Below are 24,370 nucleotides of genomic sequence, written 5' to 3'. Positions count from 1 at the left end.
AAATATAAATATAGCTTGAATCACTGGTATGCAGCAGATTAAATTGTTTTTTGGTGGTTGCTACAACTTGCCGGAAGTACAACCACCAATATCCAATTTCAAAAATGGACACTACTATTTTATGTTCACGCGTTTGGAACTTGAAATCAAGACTATTAAAGAATTACGCGACTTGTGTCGTAGATACGGCATCAAACCAACTGGGAATGCAGGATACAAAACCTCGTACATCGTAACTCTGATGGCATTTCCATTTTTAGCACTGCAACAAATGAAGCAAGGTAGAGGGTTAAAATTCCCTAACTTTAACGCTATCCAGGTAATCAGTTCTGCTATAGATGAGATGAATTCACCAACAGATGAGCAAGCAGCACTAATTCGGATAACTTTAGAGGGCAGGAAAATGAGCTATCCTGACCGATACGACCAGGAAAACCTGCTGAATTTGCACAAGGCTAAGATGTCGCTTGAACAATCTATTGACTTGTTGAGCCAGTAAAACTAATCCCATTACTCTATCCCCTACATCTACAAAGATATGGGGGATCATTTTTAGAGTATTAAAATAAATAAGGTGTGACCTATTGGCTTAGTTGGCATGAGGATATCTTAAGCATGGTGACTAAGTATAAAAATATGCTCATATTTCTGTTTAAGTATTGCTCAACGGATTTTGAGCATATATCGAGCATTTCGAGAATTATAAACGCTGTAACTATTCAATTTAGGTATTTATATGTTTCTAGTAACTGGAGCAACGGGAGGAATTGGTCGTAGAGTTGTGCGACTCCTACGACAACGAGAACAATCTGTGCGGGCATTTGTCCGTCTTACCTCGCGCTACAGCGAGTTAGAACATCGGGGTGCAGAAATCTTTATCGGTGACTTGCTAGACGAAAAAGATATTCAGAAAGCTAGTCGGGGTGTGCGGTATATTATTAGCGCCCACGGTTCTGATAGCGATGCCCTATCTTTAGATTACCGCGCGAATATTGAATTAATAGACCAGGCGAAAGTTAATGGCGTAGAGCATTTTGTCTTCATTTCTGTACTGGGAGCCGATCGCGGATATGAAGACGCTCCGGTATTCAAGGCCAAACGAGCCGTAGAGCGATATTTAGCAGCTAGTGGCTTAAATTACACTATTTTACGCCCATCTGGATTAGCATCTAACTTGCTGCCACTGGTAGAACGATTTCGGGAAACGGGATTGTATTTGTTAATTGGCGATCGCAAAAACCGTACCTCAATTGTCAGTACCGACGATTTGGCAAGGATAGTGGTGGATTCTGTGACAGTTGAAGGCGCTCGCAACCAGATTTTACCCGTGGGAGGACCGGAGATTTTATTACGAGAAGATATTCCCCGGATTTTTGGTCGGATCTTCACCAAAGAGCCAGTAATAATTAACTCACCACTATTTGTCATTGATGGGTTACAGAGTGCATTGGGTTTATTTAATCCCCAAATTCAAAAAGCTTTGGGAACTTATCGCACATTGCTAGCAAATGAATTTTTCTGTACAAAAGATGAAATTGCCAATTTAGAAGCGATTTATAACTTCCAGTTGGAGACATTAGAAAATTTTTTGCGGCGCTATCTAGCGGTTTGACTGGGGACTGGGGACACTTCGACAAGCTCAGTGCATCGCTGGGGACTGGGGACTAGGAAGAGTTTTCCTAATACCCAATTACCGATAATCTCAAATCAAAAATCTAAAATTCTATGAAATCTTCCCTAGCTACAAATGCTGCTCAATCACGTCAGACAAAAGAGCGATTCGCCCAACCAGAGGAACAACTCACTTATGAGTTGGGGAAGGCGGTACAGGAATTGCCACCCCTGTACACTAGATTATTAGCGGGAACGATGAGCGTCATTGTATTTGGGACGATCGCCTGGGCGTACTTCTCGCAAATAGATGAAGTAGCAACAGCACCAGGGGAATTAATTGCTTCCACACAGGTAAGACCAGTGACATCCTTGGGTGGAGGGTCAATTGTCGCTGTGAAAGTTAAAGAAGGCGAGCGCGTTACTAAAGGTCAAGTTCTGATTCAAAAAGATCCAGACTTGAAAATAACTGATGTTTCCCGCCTAGCCAAATCTAGTAGATTGATTCAGGACGACTTGCAACGTTTGGATGCAGAACGCACCGGAGGCAAAACTGCTGGAACGAAATTACAAGATGAACTTTTAAACTCCCGACTGCAAGACTTCCAAGCGCGTCAAGCGGCGGCGGAAGCAGAAGCAAATCGCCAAATAGCACTCATTGCTCAAGCCAAAGTCCGCTTGACTCGATTGCAAGACAACTTGCTTAATGCCAAAAGCAGCGTTGCCAATGCCAAAACCAACCTTGTCAACGCAGATAGCATTCGGATTAAAATTGAAAGCAACTTGGCACTTGCACAAGAAAGGGAAAAAAGCCTACGCACCCTAATTACTCCTGGCGCTGTACCTCGTGTGGATTACTTGGATGCCCAAGAAAAATTAACTCGTGCAAAGACAGAAATCACCAGAGCGCAAGATGAAGTTACCAATGCCCAGAATAAAATCACAGAGGCTCAAGATAAAGTCACATCATTAGAAAAAGATATTGCTGCCCAAGTCCAAGAAATTCGCCAAGCAGAACAAGCTTACAACGGTGCCCGCAGTCAAGGCCAGCGTGTAGCATCAGAACGCCAAAGCGAAATTTTGACGCAATTTAACAAGCGTAAAGAAGAATTAACAACTGTTCAAGGTGAATTAGAGCAGGCGAGAAAGCAGCAAGCTTTAGAAACCATCGAAGCTCCTTTTGCCGGTACGATTTACAGAGTCAAAGCCACCAAAGGTCCAGTACAATCGGGTGAAGAATTGGTGTCAATTTTGCCGGAAGGTGAAGAAATGCTCTTAGAGGTGAAAGTCCTCAACCGCGATATTGGGTTTATTCGTCAAGGAATGAAGGCAAAAGTGAAAATGGCGACTTTCCCCTTCCAGGAATTTGGTATTGTGGAGGGCGAAGTTATGCAAGTCAGTCCGAATGCAATTATTGATAAAGAATTAGGCTTAGTTTTTCCGACAAGAATTAAGCTAAGTAAACACTCTGTGAACGTCCGGGGTCAAGAAGTAGAATTTACCCCAGGGATGACTGCTACAGGTGAAATTGTCACTCGTAAAAAGTCAATTTTGACATTCATTACTGAGCCTGTAACACGGCGATTCAGCGAAGCATTTTCAGTTAGGTAGGTTTGTAGTCTCTGTTGCTTTGATTCTAGTTCAAAGGCGATGTCTGGGTTGAGTTACGCCTACGTAGCGCAGACAAAACGTAGGGGTTTAGCATTATGCTAAACCCCTAGATTCATTACTGAGGAGGATTTATAAGACAATACGGTTCACTTAAGGCTAAAACTCTTTTTTTACGTAGACGCTTCGGCTTCCCGCAGGGTACCGCAGAGGCGCAGAGGACACAGAGAGAAGAGAGGGAAGAAATGCTTAACTGAACTGTATTGATTTATCAGAATGTAGAGACGCGAGATTTCGCATCTCTACAAAGTTTTGAGGTTGGTTAATTTTATTAATCGAGCAGTATTAGCTCTCTGCAAATCGCTATAATTTTCAAGCGATACCCAAGAATTTTCTATACTGTTCCATTTGTTTTTGGATTCCCTCTAGGAATTTGCCAACATCAAGATTATTCTCATCCTCATTGCTATCTACATTGATGCTGCCCAGAATATTCTCATAGTTTTGGAATGGCGATCGCAATTCTGAATTGGCTAATCCGTTATTACCTTCATCTGATGTCAGATACTTTTTCATTTCTGCGTAGGCGTAGCCCGTCGTAGACATCGCCTGACCCATCAGAGAACCAAAATCAGAACTGTTAAAATTAGAAATTTTCTGTGATATCAGAGAATTTGCAGTCTGTCCATAGATGCGTAACAGATTAGCATCAGACATTACCTGCCTTGCCAGAGAACTGACATTGGAAAGATTAAAACTAGAACTTGTAGTTTGTGTACTATTTCCTGCTGTCTCTGCAATCACCTGACTCGCGATAGAACTGACATTAGAAATATTTAAACTAGAGTTTGTAGTTTGTGTACTATTTCCTGCGGTTTCTGTGACAATTTGACGTACTTGGGCATCAGTCAGGTTGTGGTTAGCACTAAGCATCAGAGCAACTACACCAGCAACGTGGGGAGTAGCCATAGAAGTGCCACTATAAGTGGCATATTGATTATTCGGAACTGATGAATAGACTTTAACTCCTGGGGCTGTAACATAAGAGATTTCATTGGCTCCAGAGCGGTTGGAGAAGTCGGGCATGTTATTATTTTTATCTACTGCGCCAACGGCAATTCCCGACTTAGATGCATAGCGGGCGGGATAGCCTGGTAATGAGCCACCATCATTACCTGCTGCCATGACAACAATTACTCCTTTGCTGCTGGCATAGCTAATGGCTAACTCTAGAGTCTGATTGGAAGATCCGCCTCCTAAACTGAGGTTAATCACATTAGCTCCATTATCCACAGCATAGCGAATGCCCTTAGCGATGGAAATGTAGGAACCGGAGCCAGAGTCATCTAAAACTTTGACGGGCATAATTTTGGCATCGTAGGCAATACCAGTGACACCGTAGTTATTATTTTCTCCTGCGATCGTCCCGGAAACATGAGTGCCATGACCGTTGTCATCTAGGACATTATTATTATTGTCAACAAAGTTCCAGCCGTGGATATCGTTAGCATAGCCATTGCCATCATTATCTTTACCATTGCCAGCAATTTCCTTGGGATTCGTCCAGATATTATCCTTTAAATCCTCGTGGTTGTAGTCAACCCCAGTATCTACAACAGCGACAACAACGCCCTTACCTGTGTATCCCTGTGCCCAGACTTCCGGTGCTTTCACAAGGTCTGCTCCCCAATTATTGCCACCAAGATCGGGAACATCAGCAAAGGTATTCTTGCCAGCAGCTTTAGCCACTGCTGCTGCTGCATTAATTAAGCCATAGCCATTAGTTGAGTTATAATTTTGAGTTGTAAAAGTATTAGCAGTAGCGTTACTACTATTTTCAGAGTCAGCATTATTTAGTAACTGCACATCAGCATCGGCTGAGTTGTAGCTACTACGTCCGCCGAGGTTGAGGCTGTAGTCATCCTTCGTATTAAAGCTATTTAATGAAGAGATAGAAGTTACATTAAGCTGTTTATTTGACAATACATTGTTATTAGCATCATCATTGATCATAGGTTTTTTTCAAAGAAAAAAATGGTTTTTTGACAGAACGAAGCGTTAAAATCTTTAGAAGAAAAAGATTTTAATGTGTGAATAAGCTCCCTTGTCAATAATTACTATGTAATCTCATAACAAAATGCTAATTTTACTACTAAAAATTAGAATGAATAGTGGAATTATTATTAACATAGTAGTTGACAAAATAAACATTAAATTTGTAGTGGTGTAAGTATAAATTGGTGGGATAAAAAATTAATCGCGTTACGAACAAAAAGATCCCCGACTTCTTCAAGAAGTCGGGGATCTGAGCCTCTCGGTGGAGAGCTTAGTTAGACTTTCCTTAGCACTGAGCATTAAAGCTATTACCCCAGCTAGATGTTTCACTTTCAAAAGCATACTTATTACCCGGACGTGTCGTACCCTTACCGGGTAGTCTATTTACCTGAAAATAGCTGTATTTTAGATTACATAACATAACATAGTTTGATTTATTTACTGTTGTTACTGATATTTGCGATCGCAATATTTCTCATCCTGTTGCATGAGAAGTTTGGAACAAAATTAAAATGGCGAATAGAGCATAACTCCATTCGCCAAAAACTATCCTTAAGCTATTCTTCAGATGTAAAATAGGTAGAAGCTAAAGCTAGTTAAATCTACTAAATGTTTGCTTGCTGCCGTTGATATAATGACCAATACAAACCCTTTTGTTGCAACAACTCTGAGTGAGTACCACGTTCGGCAATCACCCCTTGCTCCAATACCAAAATCAAATCAGCACGTTTGAGGGGGGCAAAACGGTGAGCAATCAAGAAGACTGTGCGATTAGCGGAAATTTTTTGCAGGTTTTGCAGTACTTGTTGTTCCGTTTCACTATCCAAAGCGCTGGTAGCTTCATCTAAAACTAAAATCGGTGCTTGGGAAAGAAATAACCTTGCTAGGGCAATACGTTGTCTCTGTCCCCCAGATAAAGCGGTACCGCGTTCACCAACATTGGTTTCGTAACCGTAGGGTAATTGGCTGATGAAGTCGTGGGCTACTGCTAACCTTGCCGCCTCTACTACTTGCTCTGCGGTAATGTCGGGAGTACCAAGAGTGATATTTTCCAAAATGGAACCGTTGAATAAAAAGTCTTCTTGGAGAACTACACTAACTTGTTGCCGCAGTGAGGCTAAATCCGCACTTTTAATATCAAAACCATCAATGAGGATGCGTCCTGATTCAATTTGATAGAGGCGTTGCAATAGCTTAGAGAGGGTACTTTTCCCAGAACCACTACGTCCAACAATGCCAACAAATTGCCCTGGTTCGGCATTGAAAGATATTCCCCGCAGAATTGCTTCAAAGTTGGGACGGTAGCGGAAAAATACTTGCTCGAAGGTGACTTGTCCTTTCAGGGGTGGTAAAACTAGGCCAGTTCCCAGTTCGGCTTCTGGGGGAACGTTGAGAATATCACCAATGCGATCTACAGAAAGTAGCACTTGTTGGAGGTTTTGCCACAACTGTACTAAGCGCAAAAGTGGGCCTGTGACTCTACCAGACAGCATTTGAAAGGCTACTAGCTGTCCGATTGTCAGCTTTTGTTCGATGACTAACTTCGCGCCAAACCAAAGAATCAGCATGGTGGATAAATTGGTGAGAAAGTCACCAATGTTGCTGCTGATATTGGAGGTAGTAGAGGCTTTAAAACCTGTGCGAATGAAGCGGGCAAATAAGCCTTCCCAGCGATCGCGGGCTACTGGTTCAGCTGCATGGGCTTTAACGGAGTGAATTCCGGTGATTGTCTCGACGAGAAATGATTGACTATCAGCAGAACGGTTAAAAGTTTCGTTGAGCCAGTTACGTAGAATTGGGGTTGCAACTATCGTCAAAGTTGCAAATAGTGGCAGTACTGCTAAGGCAACAAAGGTGAGTGGGATGTTATAGTAAAACATCAATGCCAGGTACACCACAGTAAAAATGCTATCTAGAATTACTGTTAATGCTGTACCTGTGAGAAACTGACGAATTTGTTCGAGTTCCTGGACTCGTGCTACTGTGTCTCCGACGCGCCGCGACTCAAAATAAGCTAATGGCAGACGCATCAGATGGCGAAATAGCTGTGCTGATAAACTCAAATCCAGACGACGAGCTGTATGGGTGAAGATGAATAGGCGCAGAATGCCCAGTACGGACTCAAATACGGCGACGCATAAAAGTGCGATCGCCATCACATCGAGAGTCGGCAAACTCCCCTGCACCATCACTTTATCAATGACAACTTGCGTAATTAAAGGTGTTGTTAAACCCAAAAGCTGCAAGGTAAAAGATGCTAACAATACTTCTGTTAGTAATCCCTTATACTTCCAAACTGCTGGGGTGAACCAATTGAGGTTAAATTTTTCTTGCTGAGATACGAGTTCTGCTTGCCACAATTTTCCATCCCAGGATGCCTCAACTATGGACTGCGGCAAGCTTTCACAAGTCCGTTCGGGATTTAGAGGGTTAGCGATAATTAAGCGATCGCCTTTAACTCCATAAGCCACTACCCACGATGGACTCTGGGATGAGTCAGAATTCCACAGCAGCAAAGCTGGAAATGACAACTGTCGCAACTCACCCCAAGTAACTTGCAACCGTCGTAACACTAACCCTAACTTTTCTGCTGCTTCCACAACCTGTTTTGGGCGTTGTCCTCTGAGTTGGCGCTGCACCCATTCCAGTTGCACAGAATTTTCTAACTGTTGTGCCACCATTGTTAAACAAGCCGCAGCAGTGTTCCAGCTAGCAACAAATGGATAATTTGAGATGATCAGGTTGGCGGCTGGGAGTCCTCTTTGGGGTTGGAGGCTGTGGGGGCTGGAAGTACCCTCAGAGGCTGGCGGTAGTCCAGGAGTGGAAGAGAAGGAAAATATCTCTCTTTGTCCTTCCATCTCCACTGGTAACACTTGCCAGAACTCCTGAATTTGTGGGTGAGAAAATTCTGCCCACAGCGCACTATCCCAACAAATTACTATCACTTCTTTACTAGCAGCTACAGCTTTAACATCCGCAGACAGCTTTTGTAAGTCACCAAACCAATCCCCCACATCTAGGGCGGCTAAAGGTTTGCTAATGCCCTCCTCTCGCAAGCGGACTTTCCCAGCCACAATTAAGAATTGATAACCACCGACATCGTTTGACCAGATTTTTTCTCCAAGACGATACTGACGGGTTTGGGATTCATTCTCTAATTGGGATTGTTGTTCGGGAGTCAGCCAGCATAGCGGTGGCTGATTCCAAGGCAAAGAAGCTAGCACTTTTAATCGTAAAGATTCATTATCCAGAATTTTTAACTCACTTGTAATTTGACTGTCAGTTTTTGAATTTTCTCTGCTAGCCATTTTTCAAATAACTCATTTTGTAGTGCAAGATTTAGTTGAGTATCTTCTAAAGACGCTGGCAGAAATTGTTCTACTCGAAACAAACCATAAGGTCCTTCTCCTTGGGGAGAGTCTTTGCCAACGATTTCTATTGGCCCTACCAATTGTCCTGGACTGGCCACATCAATAGCTGCGCGTAATACATCTGGCATACTGCCTCGGCTGACGATTCCCATCATGCCGTTTACAATTCGGTCATCTGAAAGTGAATACTCTTTGGCTAGTTGCTCAAAACTACCTCCTTCTTCAATTTGGGTGTGTAGTTCATCTGCCAATTCTCGATTATCAACAACAATCCGGGAAAGTACTATCCGATCCAAAAAAATTTTGCGCTCAATAAAATATTCTTGGAGTTTTGTTTCCGTCACTACAGCTTTCAGCTTTTCTAACTTGTAACCAAAAGTAACCGATGTGTGAAAGGTAGCGTAATCTGTGTTGTTAGTCTTTAACCATTCTTGGAAACTTTGGGGGTCAGTGAGTTGATTTTTTAGTCTAAAGTCAATAATTGCCTGTTCAGTTATCCCTGTACCAATTTCAATATCGTCTCGTGTGCGGATTTCTGACTCAAGTACGTACTGGCGGAGAATATCGCCAATGAACTGTCCCAGTTTTCCAGAGGCTTGCAGGTACTTTACTGCTGACTGAATAGAAATTATTTGGTCATTAATTGTCAAAAATGATAAAGATTCCATGAATTAATTATGTGAAAATGGTTAAACACTTATAGGACTTTTAAATTAAATCATATAGAAATCATCTACTCAGTGATGGGTAAATATGATAAAGATTCCATGAACTAATTACATCTAGATGGTCAAAAAATTATATAGCTAGTAAATAATATAATTTCCCATGATCACTTTTACAGTCGATCCGGGACAAAACAGGATTGAACTGGTTGTACTGGGGATTGGGGATTGGGGATTGGGGATTAGGGATTGGGGATTGGGGATTAGGGACTGGGAAGATAGATAAGTATGTGTATTCAGACCCCAACCAGATATTTAAAAGAATTTCTTGCCCAGTACCCAATATCGACCTGTTGAAAATATTATGGGTAGCGCAGTAGTAAGGCAGATTTCTTATTTTCTACCAATGCCCAATACTTCTCTTCGAGAGGCTTCGCCAACGACTTCTCTACGAGACGCTACGCGTAGCTTGCTTCCCCGCAGGGGTACGCTCAGTACAAGTGCCCAATGCCTCACTTAATCGATCTAATTAATGATACTTATCCATATCCAGGCAATTAGCACAGATGCGATCGCACCGATTAATGTATTAAAAATATTTACCACTTCATTGGTCAGCCAGGTATACTTAGATTGCAGTGTTGCCCCAATCACACTTTCTAGGTTGGTGGCAATAAATGCTGCCAGTACACACCAAGCGACTCCTAATAGATCAATTAAACCAACTCCCCAACCAACAAATGCGATCGCTACAGAAGCCACGATCCCAGCTAAAGTACCCTCCAAACTGATCGCCCCTTCTGTACCGCGAGGCACTGGTTGGAGTGTAGTAATCAAAAAGGTGCTTTTACCATAAGCTTTACCAACTTCGCTAGCAGTGGTGTCAGCCAGTTTAGTACTGAAACTCGCTACATAGCCTAACAATAATAGGGACTGGGGATTGGGGACTAGGGACTTGTACTGAGCGAAGCCGAAGTATTGGGAACCAAGTACAATAAATCCCGAATTTATCAACCCTACTCCTAAAGCACACAGCGCCCCAATTAAAGCCGAACCCCAAACATTTTCTGGGCCTCTTGCGCCAGAACGCTTTTCGGCAATTCCTTCTGCCTCCTTCTGCGCCATACCGATGCGGGTAACACCAGAACCAACTAGAAAATAGAACATTACTACTGCATATCCTTGCCAGCCTAGAGTTACCCAAATTAAGATAGCCAGGAACCAGGCGTGAAATAATCCGGCAGGGGTAAGTAGCTTTTTCGGCACAATCCAAGCTAAACCCAATAAAATTGTGTTTAATACTACTGCTACCAACCAGGGATTTACAGAATCAATTAAGGATGACATCAGCAATTAATTATGAGTAATTTTGTCTGAATATCAACAGAATAACGAATTTGTCATGCTTAGTGCTTAATTTCTGAAACCTCTCCAGCTAAAGTAATATTTCCACACAAGCTATGAGCCAAACTTTATTCCATCTGGCTTTCCCCGATCAAGAAAAGCCGTGCTAGAAGCATGGGGTTTTAAACCCATTTTTTTGATAAATTCAAAATTCAAAATCAAGAAATGTCAGCTTAACAATCATTCTGGCTACTGACTGGATTTTTTAGCTTAATCGGCTCTGCTAAAGCTGCTGTGACTACCGCTAAACTCCTGGAGTCTGTCAGCATCCAAGGGTGTAGAGGAACTGGTACTATTACTTCGCGTCCTACGGACATTTGTGAACTATTGGCTGGGACAATCATCAAATCATAAGGTGTCCAGATAGATGTAAAATCTAGCTGCGCCAATATTACGGCATCAGAATTTAAATCCTTGAGAAAAATGCTATCGGGACGCATTTGTACGCAACCAGTCCGCCGGGAAGCATAAGCAACCACAGTTCCATGATGGGGCGAAGAAATTGTGATAAACCTCTGCACGCGGTTAATTCCTCCCAGTCGTTGAACATAATAACGGCTGACAATTCCTCCCATGCTGAAGCCTACTAAATCTAGGTGTTGTTCTGATCCAAAGGTAGCTGTAATATAATCAACCACCTGCTTTGCCAACTCATCAAGACCCACATCACCATTATTGGGCACTAAATTCAGGGTATGTACAGACAAACCTCGTTGTATTAAGTACGCCCTCATTTTATGAAAAACTGCCTCTGTGTCGTCAATGCCGTGTATTAACAAAACAGGATTGCGTTGTTGATTTTCAATGTTCATTTACAAAATTTGGCTGAATTAATGGGTATATTTCACTTTTGTACGTAAATAGGACTTACGCAAAACTACACGCTGTAGGGGCAATTCATGAATTGCCCCTAACTAAAAATAGGGGTTTTAGCTTTTGCGTAAGTCCTGGTAAATACTGCTCTACAAATCTACAAAGTGAAGCTGTTGCTTAAACTGAAATGCTTCGGAATAAAATTTGTATAAAATTTAACTTATTGCCATCGCTATCTGCCAATAGGCTATGACACTCCTTCCACTGGTTGAGATTAAACTGTTTGCTTCATTTCAATTAAATATTTACCAAACAAATTAATGTTAATTTTTGTAAAGCTTGGTTTCAGAATCTTGCTCTTAGTTACAGTAAAATTTAATAATTAATTCTCGGTGTACACAGGTTGCAAGTGCCTGCAAGAAAACATTTGCCCTGTAGTTTTACTACAATGTTGATTAAGCAGAAGCCTATAAGGGTTGTCACCAAAACGGGGTGACGCAAAGCAGAAAATGTAACATTTTGTCGTAATTTTTAACAATTACGGTGGATTTCCAAATATAACAGGCAGGAGTAATTGTAATGGATTTTATCAAAAAGTTAATTTCAGGTATTCTGGGTTTCTTTGCTGGGCTGTTACCTGGGAAGAAGAAAAGTAATGGTTACTTCCTAGAATTGGAGGAAGCAACCAGTCAGTCGAAACCAGCAGCATCAAACGGTAAAAAAGCTCAGGAACCAGTTGCAATTGCAGCACCAGCAGCATCTGAGGCTGCTAAAGCTACCAAAGTTGCTAACAAGACGAAAGTAGAGGCATCTCAGAATGGTAAAGCAGCCAAAGCTGAATCCGCTAAAGCAGCCGCTACCACAAAGACACCTACTGAAACCACCTTTGCACCAAAATATCTTGCTCCTTCGACTACTAGCTCTAATGGTCGTCGCCGTCCTGGAGCGAATATGAGTGCTTACCTAGATATGGCACGTCAGGTTAAAACGCCTAAATAATTGATAGAGACGTAAAATTTCGCATCTCTACAAATTAAACGTGAAGATGCAAGGTTAAGATAACTTTGCCAGTTGTAGATAGAGGAACTCTCCAAAGTAGAAAGTAGGAGCGATCGCTTAATTTTCTCCACTACAACTGTATCTTTGTACGGTTGAGGCTTTTTCATCTAAAACTACCCGTTCTACCCGACCTTTGTTGAGGGTAAACTCAAAGACGATTTCAACACTGAAGCTTGAAGGAAAGTTTAATTGTTGAAGATGTTGGATTAAGTCAGTAATTTCTATGTCACAAGTCGGTGACATTCTCCCTCAGGAGAGGTCTGGGTAGTTCACTTACTAATTATTTAACAAACACTAGTCCACTATATAGCTGAAAAGCTGAGTCCCAATTAGTCTGTTTCCTACGAAATACATGAATGTGAGACTTGATATGACCCAGCATTTCTGTTTGATCTAATATTGTATCTGCAAAGGAGGTGAAATCTGACCAGATTTTGACTTGAGGTAGTTGCTGATCAATCCAACTCGATAAACCATTCCAATTAATTCTGATTGTATTTTGGTTAGCTTGGGGAATGATTTCTAAACCTTGCTGGAATTCATAGCCGTTATCATAAAGTCGGAGAATGCAACGTCTACCAGGTAGATGTAAATCACAAAACTGAGCATAGTCTTGTGTTTTAGTTTTCCATTCCAGTTGATGGTGGGCATCAACATCTACAACTTGTTCAAAAATAGGCAACAGTCCCACTACTCTTGCTGTGACTTCTGACCAGTCAAAGCTAAGAGAACCGAGTTGATTTGCCTGGTTACGGCAAACAACAGTAGCTTGTGGGGTAGATTCTTGGAAATGTTTGACTTGATAAACTTGAATTTGCTGAATTTGAGCGATTGTGGCCCAAAAGCAAGGAATGCCAGCCTGCTGTAGCTGTTTGCCATAAAATTTTAGTTCTCCGACTGCGCCAGTGCGATACAACCTCCAGCCACGACTTGGCAGTATTAGTCTTGCAGTATAGGGATCTAGCTGCATAATCTGGGCGAATTTTGGAGACGCTTCTGTTTTCATCTCGGTGGTGAGTGGCTCTAAAACTAGTACGCCAGCTTCGGTGTTATTTGGTTGGGCTGTTGCTTGAGAAATGGCTCTTTGTCTTTCTTCTTGCTCGATTTCTTGTAGCCGTCGCAAACCTTGACGTGCGAGCGTCACTATCTTGGTATTGGTTGTATCTCGTAGTAGTTGCCGATAAATTTTTTCTGCATGTTGGCGCTTTTGGGATACTTCATGTAGCCGACCGAGATAATATTGTACCCAAGGATTTTCGGGCGATTCTTTTAGCAGCTGTTTGAGTAATTTAGCAGCTGTTTGATAGTCTTTATGCTCAAAGGCGATCGCAACTTGCTCAATCATCACTTAGTTTTAATACACTTTTGCGTGAGCTATAAATCATTTATACTTCACAACTAGCGGTAATCAAGGATAATGCTACGACTGGGGCTGTAACTGCTCTCAGGATGCGGCGACCAAGGGAAACAGGTTGAAATCCAACTGACTTCGCATTCTCGATTTCTGGTGTTGTCCATCCTCCCTCTGGCCCTGTAGCAATGACAATCTCGCTAGATATGCTACTCAGCACTTTGTTTAAATGGGGATACTCACCACGAGCCTCACAAATGTAACGGTGACTTGTCTGATTAGCGGTGACAGCAGTGTTAAAAGCAACAGGTTCTAAAATTGTCGGCACAAAAGAGCGCTCTGATTGCTCGGCGGCTTCTGTAGCGATGCGCCGCCAGCGTTCGAGCTTTTGAGGACTAGGATCAAGTAAAGTGCGATCGCTCAATACTGGTAGAATACAACTTACTCCCAACTCTGTACAACACCGCACCACTTCATCAAATCCATTACCTTTGGGCAACGCCACCATCAGCGTAATTGATACAGGTAATTCAGTTTCTACCAAAAGCGCTTCTAAAACCTGTGCTTGTTCCCCTGCAAGCTGCGCTAACCACCATTTTCCTCTACCATCCATTGCAATAAAGCGATCGCCTTCATGCAAGCGTAACACCCGCCCCAAATAATGCTGTTGTTCTTTGGTGAGTAAAATTTGCCCTTGTTGGAGTTGGGAGGGTGCGATCGCAATTCTTTGCAGTTGAGACATTTTTCTTAATAAATTATTGCCCTGCTGTAGACATTTGCTGTCTAACCCAGGTACGGAAAGCACGAGTTGCTGCTATTTGTCCAATTTTCTTGCTTTCTTGGATAAATCGGGGAATTTTCGTTACCAGCACAGGTGCGAAAGTTGGACTACTATTACTTTGCGAGTATTGTCCACTATTAAGGGTGTAGATTCTCAAAACATTTCCGTTATATCGCCAGAATTCTGGGACTTCCATTGAAGCATAAAGAGCCAACTTGTCTATTTTGGGTCTGGAATATTCCACTTCCAGTACTATATCTGGTGGTGGATCTGTATTCAGGTCAATATTTTCTTTGTTGCGGACTAATAATTCGTTTTGGATATAATAACTACTGTCCGGCTCGCCTCCTTGCTCCAAATCGTCCCGCATCATCGTCAACGAGCCAGCGCTTTTAACTTCTAAACCAAATTCTTCACACAGCACAAGAACAAAACCTTCAATCAGACGGTTTGAGTTCTCGTGTGGCATCTGCGGTGTCATAATTTCTACAATTCCGTTGTCATAAGCTAGCCTTTTATTTCGCTCAGATCCCATATCTGCCAGCATAGCTTTGAATGTCTGCCAGCTGATGTTTTGCAGCACATCCCTAGTTTCTGCAAATTTTGCTGTCGTTACCATAGTTCAGTTTTCCTACTGTATGCTCCCTTCTTGCTATTAAGATTACCTATTTATAGCGCTTCTGGGTTGAGTTCAATAGAAACCTAACCCCCAGCCCCTTCCCTGCAAGGGAAGGGGAGTAAGCCTTAAAGCCTCTCTCCTTTTAGGAGAGAGGTTTGGAGAGAGGTCATCATGATTTCATTATCTTCAATTTTCCGGCTTAGGAAAGATTCTGGAAGTAAGCCTCTAGTGCTTCAGTCACCAACTGAGTCATTGGCTTACCTTGACTTTCTGCTACTTCCTTCAACTTGCTATAAACCTCTTCTTTCAAATTCACCCGATGGCGCGATTTGTTTGCAGCATTGGTTGTGTTAGGTTCGTAGCTAGCAGCAAATTCGCGGATGGCATCAAAACCAATGCGATCGCAAAAATCACCAAAGCTTTCCTTAGATTTCCGAGATTTCTTAAAGTAAACAAAAATCGGCTCTAAGAAACTCTCTAAGTCATTATGGTGCAGCTTTTCTGTGTAAGGTTGTGCCAGTCGAGTCTGATTTGGCGAACCCCCTAACCATAATTGGTAAGATTCTGGAGCGCTACCAACAAAGGCCAATTCTGCCAAGTAGGGACGAGCGCAACCGTTAGGGCATCCTGTCATCCTTACCACAAAATGCTCATTTTGTAAACCTATTTTATCTAACAGGGCGCGAACTCGCTCCAAAATACCTGGTATTGCCCGTTCTGATTCGGTGATTGCCAAGCCGCAAGTGGGTAAAGCCGGACAAGCCATTGCATACCGCACCAAAGGTTCGATCTTACTGGGGTCGTCTCCGACACCGTGACGGCTGAGAATGTCTTGAATCGCTTCCTTGCTATCTGGTTCGATATCGTAAAAAATCACGTTTTGGTTGGATGTCAGGCGGATGGATAAGTTGAACTGCTCGACAATTTCCCGTAAGGCGGTTTTTAGTTGAAACGAACCTTCATCCTTGACTCGACCATTTTCAATGGAAATTCCTAAGAATAGCTTGCCATCACCTTGTTCATTCCAGCCGAGGAAGTCGTGATATTTAAACTCTGGTAGCGGTTTGAAGGGTGCAACTGGTTTGCCGAAATATTCTTCAACTTGGGCGCGGAATTTATCTACACCCCAATCGTTGATTAGATATTTTAATCTGGCATGACGACGATCAGTGCGATCGCCATAATCTCTCTGGGTAGCAACAATCGCTTTCACTATGTCGTAAACGTCATCTTTCGTTACATAACCGATGGGGTCTGCTAACCTAGCGAAAGTTTCTTCTTTACCATGTGTTCTACCTAAACCACCACCAGCAAAAATATTAAATCCTTCTAACTGTCCCTTCTTATTCGTAATTACTACCAACGTCAGGTCTTGGGAATACAAATCAACCGAATTATCCCCTGGCACCGTCACGCAAATTTTAAACTTGCGGGGCATATAGTGAGTGCCATAAATCGGTTCTTCGTTGTCATGAATTATTGTGCCGTTGCCATTGCGCTGTCGCGCCGCCTTCACCTCTGGGTTCTCTTCAGCACTAATTGCCTTTTCCCCATCTAGCCAAATTTCGTAATAAGCACCTGTTTGCGCTGAGAGCAAGTCAGCAATATTCTGGGCATACTCCCAAGCATACTGATAATCTGGGCGATTCTTAAAGGGGGCTGGTGGTGCCATCACATTTCGGTTGACATCGCCGCACGCTCCCAAAGTCGAACCCAGGTTCTTGACAATAGTGGCAATTGCTGATTTAAGATTCTTCTTTAAAATACCATGCAGTTGGAAACCTTGACGGGTAGTTGCTCGTAACGTTTGGTTGCCATACTCATCAGCTATTTTATCTAAAGCCAGATATAGCTGCGGCGGCACCAAACCACCCGGATTTTTTGTCCGCAGCATAAACTGGTAATCTTTCTCCTGTCCCTTAGTGCGGTTGTCGCGGTTATCCTGTTGGTAAGAACCGTGAAACTTCAAAAGCTGCACTGCATTTTCGGTAAAATGGGTAGTCTCTTCAAGGATTTCAGATGCTACAGGTTCACGTAAAAAATTACTATTTTCCTTAATTCCTTCTACTTTGGAAGGCTTACGGGTAGCGATGGGGGAAGGAGCAGAATTAACCATTAGACTTGTATAGTGTTCTCAATAAAGCATTAGGTAGACACCGAATCAGCACCCTTCGGCTACTTGATCCCCGGTAATTCGACCGGAATAATGAGGAATGTTTTAATTTTACCACGGCAAAAACCGGCTCTGTCAGTGATGCAACACTTAAAAAACCAGCTTTTTGAAGTAGTGAGTTTTGTTAGCGGATAGCTATGGTTGAGCCAGTGCTGAGTACTAAGTAAAGTATAGAGCGACTGAGGACTCAATAATTTTTTATTTGAAGCGATCGCCAATACCACCATTGATGGTACAAGCAGAAGCATCGCTATTTTGGTAAGCACCAAGTCCAACTTTGGCATTAGTGTAGACAAGGAAATTGAAATTGTTAGCAACTTCCTTGTCTACACCAGCACCTACCACTACTGAATCTGTGTTACCTATGGGAGTTGGTGAGCCATATTTCTCTACAAAAGAATAACCAGCAGTTAAATTAAATAGGCATTATAGGAATCCTACTTGAATCTTGCTCAGTATACTGAGCGAGAAAGCTTTGTATCTCAAGCTTCTAAGCAGCTTAGTTGTTCAAAAATCAAATAGGAGTCCTATAGTTTTATTAGCTATGGGTACATCCACAGAAAGTTCTGGGATGATAGCACTTGTCTTATCACTCCAGAGGAAATTACCGTATTTTCTAATTTCGCGGTATATTCTCAGTTGAAAACTGCATCATAATGTTTCAAATTTCCCCCATATTTTATTAAATGAATGTTGCTATGGATGCATAATATTTAGAGATTAACTATCCTTGAGAATAATAAATAAGCTGTTATAATTACATTCAATGTCTTTTCATCTGGGTTCTTTGTTCCAAAAATAGACGCTATGACAACTGGCACAATATTTTGAGCTAGAACTAAGTCGGTATATGGTAAATAAAATACGCTAATAATAATTTTTGCCGACTTTTTCACAGAGGATGAAAAAGTCGGCTGTAACATCTGTTGCAACAAGCTGTAGAGGGAATCTATAAAGTTAATTTTGAGCAATTTTTGTGGAGATTGAATAATGCTAACCGCTACAAAAACGTTGTCTGGTTTGATGGGTTTATGTGTCGGTGATGCGTTGGGTGTGCCAGTGGAGTTTACTAGCCGTGCTGAACGAGCAAAATCTCCAGTGAAAACAATGCTGGGTTATGGCACATGGAATCAACCACCAGGAACTTGGTCTGATGACAGTTCCTTAAGCTTTTGCTTGGCAGAATGCCTTTGTAGGGGGTATTCGTTAGATGCCATAGCTAATTCCTTCTGGCGCTGGTACAAGGAGGCTTACTGGACTCCCCGTGGCGATGTCTTTGATATTGGTCAAACTACTCATACAGCGATTATGCGCCTGAAACAGGGAGTTGTTCCCCATCAGGCGGGGGGTAAGGTTGAAAACAGTAATGGCAATGGTTCGTTGATGAGAATCTTGCCGATGGCTTATTGTCACAAAAACTTAACTTTAGGCGAATTGCTAGCGCGGGTACATGATGTTTCGGCCATTACCCATGCTCATGCGCGATCGCAGATGGCCTGTGGCATTTATATTAGTATTGCAGTGGCGCTCTTAGAAGGGGCTGACCCTCAAACAGCTTATCTTCAAGGATTACAAGATATCCAAACAATTTATTCTGTTCGGGAATTTTTGTTAGAGAAGCCGCATTTTGGCAGAGTTTTCAGTGGTGAGATTGCCAAAGTACCAGTGGAAGAAATTAATTCTGGTGGCTATGTGATTGATACCTTAGAATCATCCCTGTGGTGTTTATTAAATACCTCGTCTTATTCTGAGGCGGTACTAAAAGCTGTCAACTTAGGCGGAGATACCGATACTACCGCCGCCGTCACCGGTGGGTTAGCAGGAATTTATTATGGGGTGGAAAATATTCCCAAACAATGGATGAACCAAATTGCCCGTAGACAGGACATTATCTACTTGGCAGAACGTTTTGGAAGGGCTGTCTACAGTTAGAGTTAGGAGTTAAAGGTTAAAAGTTAAGAATTATGAAACTTCTAACTCCAAACTCCAAACTCCTAACTCCTAACTCCTAACTCCTAAACCGTAGACAAAGAATAAACCTGACCATCAATTAACAGTCGTGTGATGCCCTTAGCTTGGAGATGAGTCCGAGCCTTATGGAGCATTTTACTATCAGGAACCTTAATCACGCGATCGCGCTTTGTAGAAAAACGCTTGGCGACGCGATGGTTATCAAACACCGGCAGAGTTCTTTGCTGAGTTTCCAGGCTGGGAATTTGTCCCAAGTCACCAAAATCCTTGAGAGGTCGAGTAATTAATTCTGAGGAACGGTCAATAACTAAATAGCAAGTTTTGGGCAAATTAGCTACCGACAGAGGTAAAACTTGAACTGACGCTTCACCTGGTCTGCGTTTTGTAACTAAAGGTCTTTCTTCATCCAGGTCATCGTCATCAAAGTCTTCTTCCTCAAAATCGTCATCCTCTAAATCATCATCATCTAAATCATCCAAATCCTCTGATTCATCTAGCAAATCTTCGCCTAGCATCTGCGCGATGACGGCTGCTCCTGGATGTTCAACCTTTAGGGGTGGGATGGAGATGCTGACTATTTCCGGCAGTTTTGGCTCTGGAGTTTCTAATTTCTCTGTGACTCGGAGCTTGGGTTTTTCCGCCGCCGAGGGGCGTCGGCGCACCCGTCTACTAGCAGCGAGTGATTCTGCCGTTTCCTCTGAGTAAAGTTCCTGCTCTACATGAATTATCCGACGTGGTAGTGGCTCAACCTTTGGCATCTCCAAGGGTTGGCTTTCGCTGGGAGGAATGGGGAGAACTTCTATCTCCGGCTCAGGTTGAATCAGCAGGGGTAACTGCTCGTAGCTTACCTGTGCCCTTCCCTCAGGAGTTCTCGCAGCCCGCTTTAAAGAGACTAAGTATTCATACTCATCCTCTGGTAAAGTGCTTTTGAGCAAACGACTAATCGTTGAGTTACTCACACCATAGCGGTCTGCCAAAGTTGAGGTTGTTTCGGCAGTCTCTCGATATAACTTCAGAATTTCTTGCTTGTCAGAGTCTGTTAATTTTCTCACGGTAGATACCAAAAATCTTTACTAAGCTCGTTTCCGTCCACTGGTACGCCGCGTTCGTCTTAGTGATGCGTCATATTCTAAGGCAGCGCCCATACCAAATAACACTCCACTAAACACCCAAAACACTTCTAATATCTCCCCACTTTGATAATTGGGGCCTTGGGCGTATTTAAACCACATATCTGCAATGTAGAGCGAAAAGGCCGCTGCTGCAATCATTCGCCAAGATTGGGAAACTCTTCCCCCCCAAAAGGCTAACAGCAGAGTGGTAGCAATAATTAACAGAAGCACATCGCTAACTACGTAAAACCAGTTCAAGATAGCGACTAGCAGTTCTGTGGGTTTTTCTTGTTGCATAGAAATCCACCATGCCAACAAACTGCCGAACACTGCAATTGCTAATACAATTAGCCACTGCCATTTTTCCAGATTGATTCGCCTGGAAGCCACAGCTAAAAACATACCTGCGCCAAGTAACAGATAAGTCACTACAAAAAATATATCGCCTACAGACACATCCGGTTCATCTTTTAAAACTATTTCGGTATAGCCGAAAATTATCCCTCCAACGAAATAGGAAAGCATACCTAACCCAATTAAGAGCCAAACATTCCGACCACTGACGATTTGTGGACTCAGCCAGTTCCTCAAGCATAAGATACTGGCAGCCAAATAAGCTAAAGCTTCAAAAATATTTGTACCAATCACATACCACTCGGCTCGGCTTTCTATGCCATCTGCTCCGGGAACTTTGGCACTAAATAACAGAAAGTATAGCAGTGCCAGTACAGCCCAGGCAATATTAGCTAAGACAATGTTCTGAGTACTGAAAATTGATTTAGAAAGGAACGAATTCTCGTAAGAGTTATTCATAGGGATTGACTATGTAGATGCACTCTGGCAGTATTTTGAGTTAAAGGACTGTATATCTAACAGTGTGTTTGTCAGGTAATACACAATCGGACACCAAAAGCAAGTACCAGTGGCAGGAATTTTGTGAAAAAATTTCCATGCTACTGCCATAGTTTACCTAGTGGCGATTGATTTAGCCAAGTGATAAACAGCGCTCGCTCGGCTTCTGGCATATCTTCTAGCTTATAAATCACTTGTTTGGTAAAATTAGCATTACCAAAATAGGCTTTTCCTAATCGATGCAGTTCTTGTAACAAGATAACTACATGATTTTCTTGCCAATCAGGTATTTTGGCTGCCGGCAAAGGATTAGTAGATACCAAATATTTCACTGCTTCTAGAGAAGACGCTTGGGGAAATTGCTTCTGCTTTAATACTTCCGCAATATCTTTTTCAAATAATGCAACTTGCCTAGCACCCAAAAACTCTTCAATATCGATAGAAACACCTTGTAACAGCAAAATACTGGCTTGGATTAAAATCGCCGTTTTGCCATGACCACCTGTGTCACTATCGAGCTGCTCTAAACGGATTTTGCCCCAGACGCTAAAGCGTTCGGGTTCCTCCAGCAAAACACAGGCTTTACCCCGGTTATCCGTTAATTCTCTCCATAAGGCTCTAGCTTCTTCCTCTTGACTAGCTTTGAAGACACTAATCAAGCGAAAAGTCTGCCCTTGATAACTGAGAATCGGCACCTGCTGATCCTTTTTTGGGTGCTGAATGCTTGATATTTCAACATCCTGCCGTTTGAGAATAAACATGGCACTAGCAAATAACTCCTCACAGGGGCACTCTTAATATCGAATATATAATGGCATTTGGCAGCATCGCCAAGGCTGAAATTACCTAGCATACTGTGAAAATGAGCCTAGCGATCGCTAGATTCTTCCCGAAGGTAGCCGCCCAGAGGACGTTAGCGCTAACGGGCAAATAACCCCTTGACAACACAATATATCTAAACCAATACCCCATCTGTTTCGTTTTCGGTGTAGATTGACTAACTAGCGACTAGCATCTTAGCCTTGCTAGTAGTAAATCTGCAATTTTTGATTGCTTGTTGGTAGGTGAAGACGATATAATAATGTAGGTGACTCTTTCGGGAGCCATAATTTTGTTTTGGGCGCGTAGCTCAGTGGATAGAGCAATTGCCTTCTAAGCAATCGGTCGCAGGTTCGAACCCTGCCGCGCTCGTTTTAAGTTAATATGAACCCTCAAGCACGGTGAAGTGATACGATAATTTCCACATTTGAGGGTTCGTTATTGTTGCATCATACTAAGAACAAAGGCGATATTGCTGCTACAAAAGCGATCGCTGATCTAACTCTTAAAGGTTATTTAGTCCTCACCCCACTTGTTTGTGAACATTTAACTTTTGATTTTGTTGTCTACAAAGACGATAAATTTTACAAAATACAAGCTAAATACGCAGGAGATAATAGAGTAGTCAATAAAACTATTTGGGTAGATAAAAATGGGACTCATCAGAAGAAGTACAAAGTAAATGACTTTGACTTTTATGCTGTTTATCTGCCTGATATAGATAAAGTTGTTTATCCATCAATTAACTTTAATGGTTGCTACATAACTACTCAGATACCTAATTCACCTACACCCTTTTACTGGTGGGAGGATTTTATAGACTTTACTGAAGCAGCCTCTAAGCGAACCTACAAGGAGTTTGGTGTTGATTTAACGACTAGAAAAGTTAACCCAGACTCTAGAATTCACACTAGAAAAGTTGAAAGACCATCAAAAGAAGAACTAGAAAAACTAGTTTGGGAAAAGCCAACAGCGCAAATTGGGAGAGATTTGGGCGTGTCTGATAAGGCTGTAGAAAAGTGGTGTAAGGCTTATGGGATAGAAAAGCCACCCAGAGGGTATTGGGTGAAGAAGGCTTATGGAAAAGTGGAAGAACAGTTAACAACCCATGACGAAGATGGAAACTTATTGAGTCTGCTCAAAAAACTAAATAAATGAAAACTTTTTTATATACATCAGATATTCCATCTAATCGGAGTGAGGTTTTAGACTCCCTTAAGGGACTTAAGATACTTAATTTGACTAGATATAGTTGGGAGCCACCTGATAGGGCGGTTCTGGAATATGGCATTGAAGCAAAAGAAGTTTTTTCACTGACAGCCGGCTGTCTTATCATGAGTTTTGACTCAGGGCTAGTTATTGGATACTCAAGTCAACCATCAAAAAACTCAGTTACTGTCTGGGTTGAGAAAAACGAGGCTGGTAAAACAAGTGAAGAACTAGCTGAAGAAGATAAGGAACTTTATCCAGTAGATGCAAGAGATGCAGTATATAGTAATAATTTTTGGGCTAGGTTTGTAGGGCAACGTATATCAAATATAACTATATTAAAAAGAAGCTACAGCAGCGCACTATACACATATATTGCAAATGAAATTGGATTACTGTTTGAGGTAGAAGATGGGAGTAGATTTATCGCTTCTCACGGATTACATGACGATTCGGATGACTTTTCGGTAATTCAGGAATCACAGATTGATAATGAAATTCGTAATCAGATCCAAGGACTTTAGAGGAGACAGTGAAAAAAGGGCGTTGCTGAATAGTAGGGTAAATGTCTCTGTGGCTTATACTGAGCCTACAAAATCATAGCCAAATCATAGCCAAAAAAACAAGCTGGATATCCCAAATTCTCACCTGATAGTCAAAATAGTCACAAATACAAGTTAAGATAATTAGCTTTTCAACATCTGAATCCCTTCAAAAGCCTAAAGCCCTTGCTTTTACGTTGATTGTTTTATCAATTTAAAAAGCCCGTGACGAGGATTGAACTCGTGACCTCACCCTTACCAAGGGTGTGCTCTACCACTGAGCCACACGGGCAAAATGCGATTTAGATTTTTCAGCTAGAAGTTAAAATGCTGGGCGTTTTGATGCTTACCCAGA

20 protein-coding genes, 2 tRNA genes and 1 pseudogene are annotated in these 24,370 nt (G+C 42.1%); 8 read left to right on the top strand and 15 right to left on the bottom strand.

The genetic code is table 11. The annotated features are described in order from the left end of the window. Window positions 1-121 precede the first annotated feature (121 nt). From V7K50_RS14740 to V7K50_RS14730, 3 genes are all read left to right on the top strand, one after another. Window positions 122-499, top strand: a complete 378-nt coding sequence (locus tag V7K50_RS14740) for a hypothetical protein (RefSeq protein WP_334961206.1) — start codon at window positions 122-124, stop codon at window positions 497-499. 237 nt (window positions 500-736) lie between these two features. Beyond that, window positions 737-1,612, top strand: a complete 876-nt coding sequence (locus tag V7K50_RS14735; RefSeq protein WP_334961164.1) for an SDR family oxidoreductase — start codon at window positions 737-739, stop codon at window positions 1,610-1,612. 113 nt (window positions 1,613-1,725) lie between these two features. Then, the gene (locus V7K50_RS14730; protein ID WP_334961162.1) at window positions 1,726-3,222 is read left to right on the top strand and encodes an HlyD family efflux transporter periplasmic adaptor subunit; all 1,497 of its coding nucleotides are present in this window, start codon (window positions 1,726-1,728) and stop codon (window positions 3,220-3,222) included. Window positions 3,223-3,591: 369 nt separating this feature from the next. On the opposite strand, the gene V7K50_RS14725 is transcribed toward V7K50_RS14730, so the two are convergent. From V7K50_RS14725 to V7K50_RS14705, 5 genes are all read right to left on the bottom strand, one after another. Continuing rightward, complete coding sequence (locus V7K50_RS14725; RefSeq protein ID WP_334961160.1) at window positions 3,592-5,232, bottom strand: S8 family peptidase; 1,641 nt, start codon at window positions 5,230-5,232, stop codon at window positions 3,592-3,594. Between the two features lie 647 nt (window positions 5,233-5,879). Further along, complete coding sequence (locus tag V7K50_RS14720; RefSeq protein WP_334961159.1) at window positions 5,880-8,582, bottom strand: type I secretion system permease/ATPase; 2,703 nt, start codon at window positions 8,580-8,582, stop codon at window positions 5,880-5,882. Further along, window positions 8,531-9,313: a peptidylprolyl isomerase gene (locus tag V7K50_RS14715; protein WP_334961158.1), complete on the bottom strand. Its 783-nt coding sequence runs from the start codon at window positions 9,311-9,313 to the stop codon at window positions 8,531-8,533. Before V7K50_RS14715 ends, V7K50_RS14720 begins: the two co-directional genes overlap by 52 nt. A 522-nt stretch (window positions 9,314-9,835) precedes the next feature. Further along, entirely contained in the window at window positions 9,836-10,657 is an 822-nt protein-coding gene (locus V7K50_RS14710) for a TIGR00297 family protein (protein WP_334961156.1), read from the bottom strand. A gap of 230 nt (window positions 10,658-10,887) precedes the next feature. Next, window positions 10,888-11,526 (bottom strand): esterase/lipase family protein, encoded by a 639-nt coding sequence (locus tag V7K50_RS14705; protein WP_334961154.1) that lies wholly within the window; start codon window positions 11,524-11,526, stop codon window positions 10,888-10,890. A 580-nt stretch (window positions 11,527-12,106) separates the two neighbouring features. Here V7K50_RS14705 and V7K50_RS14700 point away from each other — a divergent pair. Next, window positions 12,107-12,526, top strand: coding sequence for a hypothetical protein (locus V7K50_RS14700; RefSeq protein WP_334804629.1), 420 nt, complete (start codon window positions 12,107-12,109; stop codon window positions 12,524-12,526). 117 nt (window positions 12,527-12,643) lie between these two features. Here the strand turns inward: V7K50_RS14700 and V7K50_RS14695 are convergent, their stop codons facing one another. The 6 genes and pseudogenes from V7K50_RS14695 to V7K50_RS30715 form a co-directional block, all read right to left on the bottom strand. After that, window positions 12,644-12,829: an after-VIT domain-containing protein gene (locus V7K50_RS14695; RefSeq protein WP_334961152.1), complete on the bottom strand. Its 186-nt coding sequence runs from the start codon at window positions 12,827-12,829 to the stop codon at window positions 12,644-12,646. Between the two features lie 37 nt (window positions 12,830-12,866). Next, window positions 12,867-13,931: a tetratricopeptide repeat protein gene (locus tag V7K50_RS14690; RefSeq protein ID WP_334961150.1), complete on the bottom strand. Its 1,065-nt coding sequence runs from the start codon at window positions 13,929-13,931 to the stop codon at window positions 12,867-12,869. Between the two features lie 40 nt (window positions 13,932-13,971). Further along, window positions 13,972-14,679, bottom strand: a complete 708-nt coding sequence (locus tag V7K50_RS14685) for a 16S rRNA (uracil(1498)-N(3))-methyltransferase (RefSeq protein WP_334961148.1) — start codon at window positions 14,677-14,679, stop codon at window positions 13,972-13,974. 13 nt (window positions 14,680-14,692) lie between these two features. Continuing rightward, complete coding sequence (locus V7K50_RS14680; RefSeq protein ID WP_334961146.1) at window positions 14,693-15,337, bottom strand: Uma2 family endonuclease; 645 nt, start codon at window positions 15,335-15,337, stop codon at window positions 14,693-14,695. Window positions 15,338-15,536: 199 nt separating this feature from the next. Then, window positions 15,537-17,453, bottom strand: a complete 1,917-nt coding sequence (gene sir, locus V7K50_RS14675) for a sulfite reductase, ferredoxin dependent (RefSeq protein WP_334961144.1) — start codon at window positions 17,451-17,453, stop codon at window positions 15,537-15,539. Between the two features lie 255 nt (window positions 17,454-17,708). Further along, a pseudogene (locus V7K50_RS30715) lies at window positions 17,709-18,119 on the bottom strand (hypothetical protein); the annotation flags it as partial. Window positions 18,120-18,500: 381 nt separating this feature from the next. On the opposite strand from V7K50_RS30715, the gene V7K50_RS14665 reads away from it, so the two are divergent. Next, entirely contained in the window at window positions 18,501-19,442 is a 942-nt protein-coding gene (locus V7K50_RS14665; protein WP_334961142.1) for an ADP-ribosylglycohydrolase family protein, read from the top strand. Window positions 19,443-19,525: 83 nt separating this feature from the next. Here the strand turns inward: V7K50_RS14665 and V7K50_RS14660 are convergent, their stop codons facing one another. From V7K50_RS14660 to V7K50_RS14650, 3 genes are all read right to left on the bottom strand, one after another. After that, window positions 19,526-20,533 carry a transposase gene (locus V7K50_RS14660; RefSeq protein WP_334961140.1) on the bottom strand — a complete coding sequence of 336 codons (1,008 nt, stop codon included), beginning with the start codon at window positions 20,531-20,533 and terminating at the stop codon, window positions 19,526-19,528. 21 nt (window positions 20,534-20,554) lie between these two features. Further along, complete coding sequence (locus V7K50_RS14655) at window positions 20,555-21,406, bottom strand: hypothetical protein (protein ID WP_334961138.1); 852 nt, start codon at window positions 21,404-21,406, stop codon at window positions 20,555-20,557. 140 nt (window positions 21,407-21,546) lie between these two features. Then, window positions 21,547-22,206: an Npun_F0813 family protein gene (locus tag V7K50_RS14650; protein WP_334961136.1), complete on the bottom strand. Its 660-nt coding sequence runs from the start codon at window positions 22,204-22,206 to the stop codon at window positions 21,547-21,549. A 357-nt stretch (window positions 22,207-22,563) separates the two neighbouring features. Between V7K50_RS14650 and V7K50_RS14645 the strand changes: the two genes are divergently transcribed. The 3 genes from V7K50_RS14645 (at window position 22,564) to V7K50_RS14635 (ending at window position 23,997) form a co-directional block, all read left to right on the top strand. After that, window positions 22,564-22,636: transfer RNA gene (locus V7K50_RS14645), tRNA-Arg, on the top strand. 69 nt (window positions 22,637-22,705) lie between these two features. Beyond that, window positions 22,706-23,422, top strand: coding sequence for a group I intron-associated PD-(D/E)XK endonuclease (locus V7K50_RS14640; protein ID WP_334961134.1), 717 nt, complete (start codon window positions 22,706-22,708; stop codon window positions 23,420-23,422). Then, window positions 23,419-23,997 (top strand): hypothetical protein, encoded by a 579-nt coding sequence (locus tag V7K50_RS14635; RefSeq protein WP_334961132.1) that lies wholly within the window; start codon window positions 23,419-23,421, stop codon window positions 23,995-23,997. The genes V7K50_RS14640 and V7K50_RS14635 overlap by 4 nt, the downstream gene beginning before the upstream one ends. A gap of 238 nt (window positions 23,998-24,235) precedes the next feature. Here the strand turns inward: V7K50_RS14635 and V7K50_RS14630 are convergent. Then, a tRNA-Thr gene (locus V7K50_RS14630) sits at window positions 24,236-24,307 on the bottom strand. Window positions 24,308-24,370 lie beyond the last annotated feature (63 nt).

Origin of the sequence: Nostoc sp. (assembly GCF_036917135.1) — a bacterium.
Classification (GTDB): Bacteria; Cyanobacteriota; Cyanobacteriia; order Cyanobacteriales; family Nostocaceae; genus Nostoc.
This window is presented reverse-complemented; position numbering and strand designations above follow the sequence as displayed.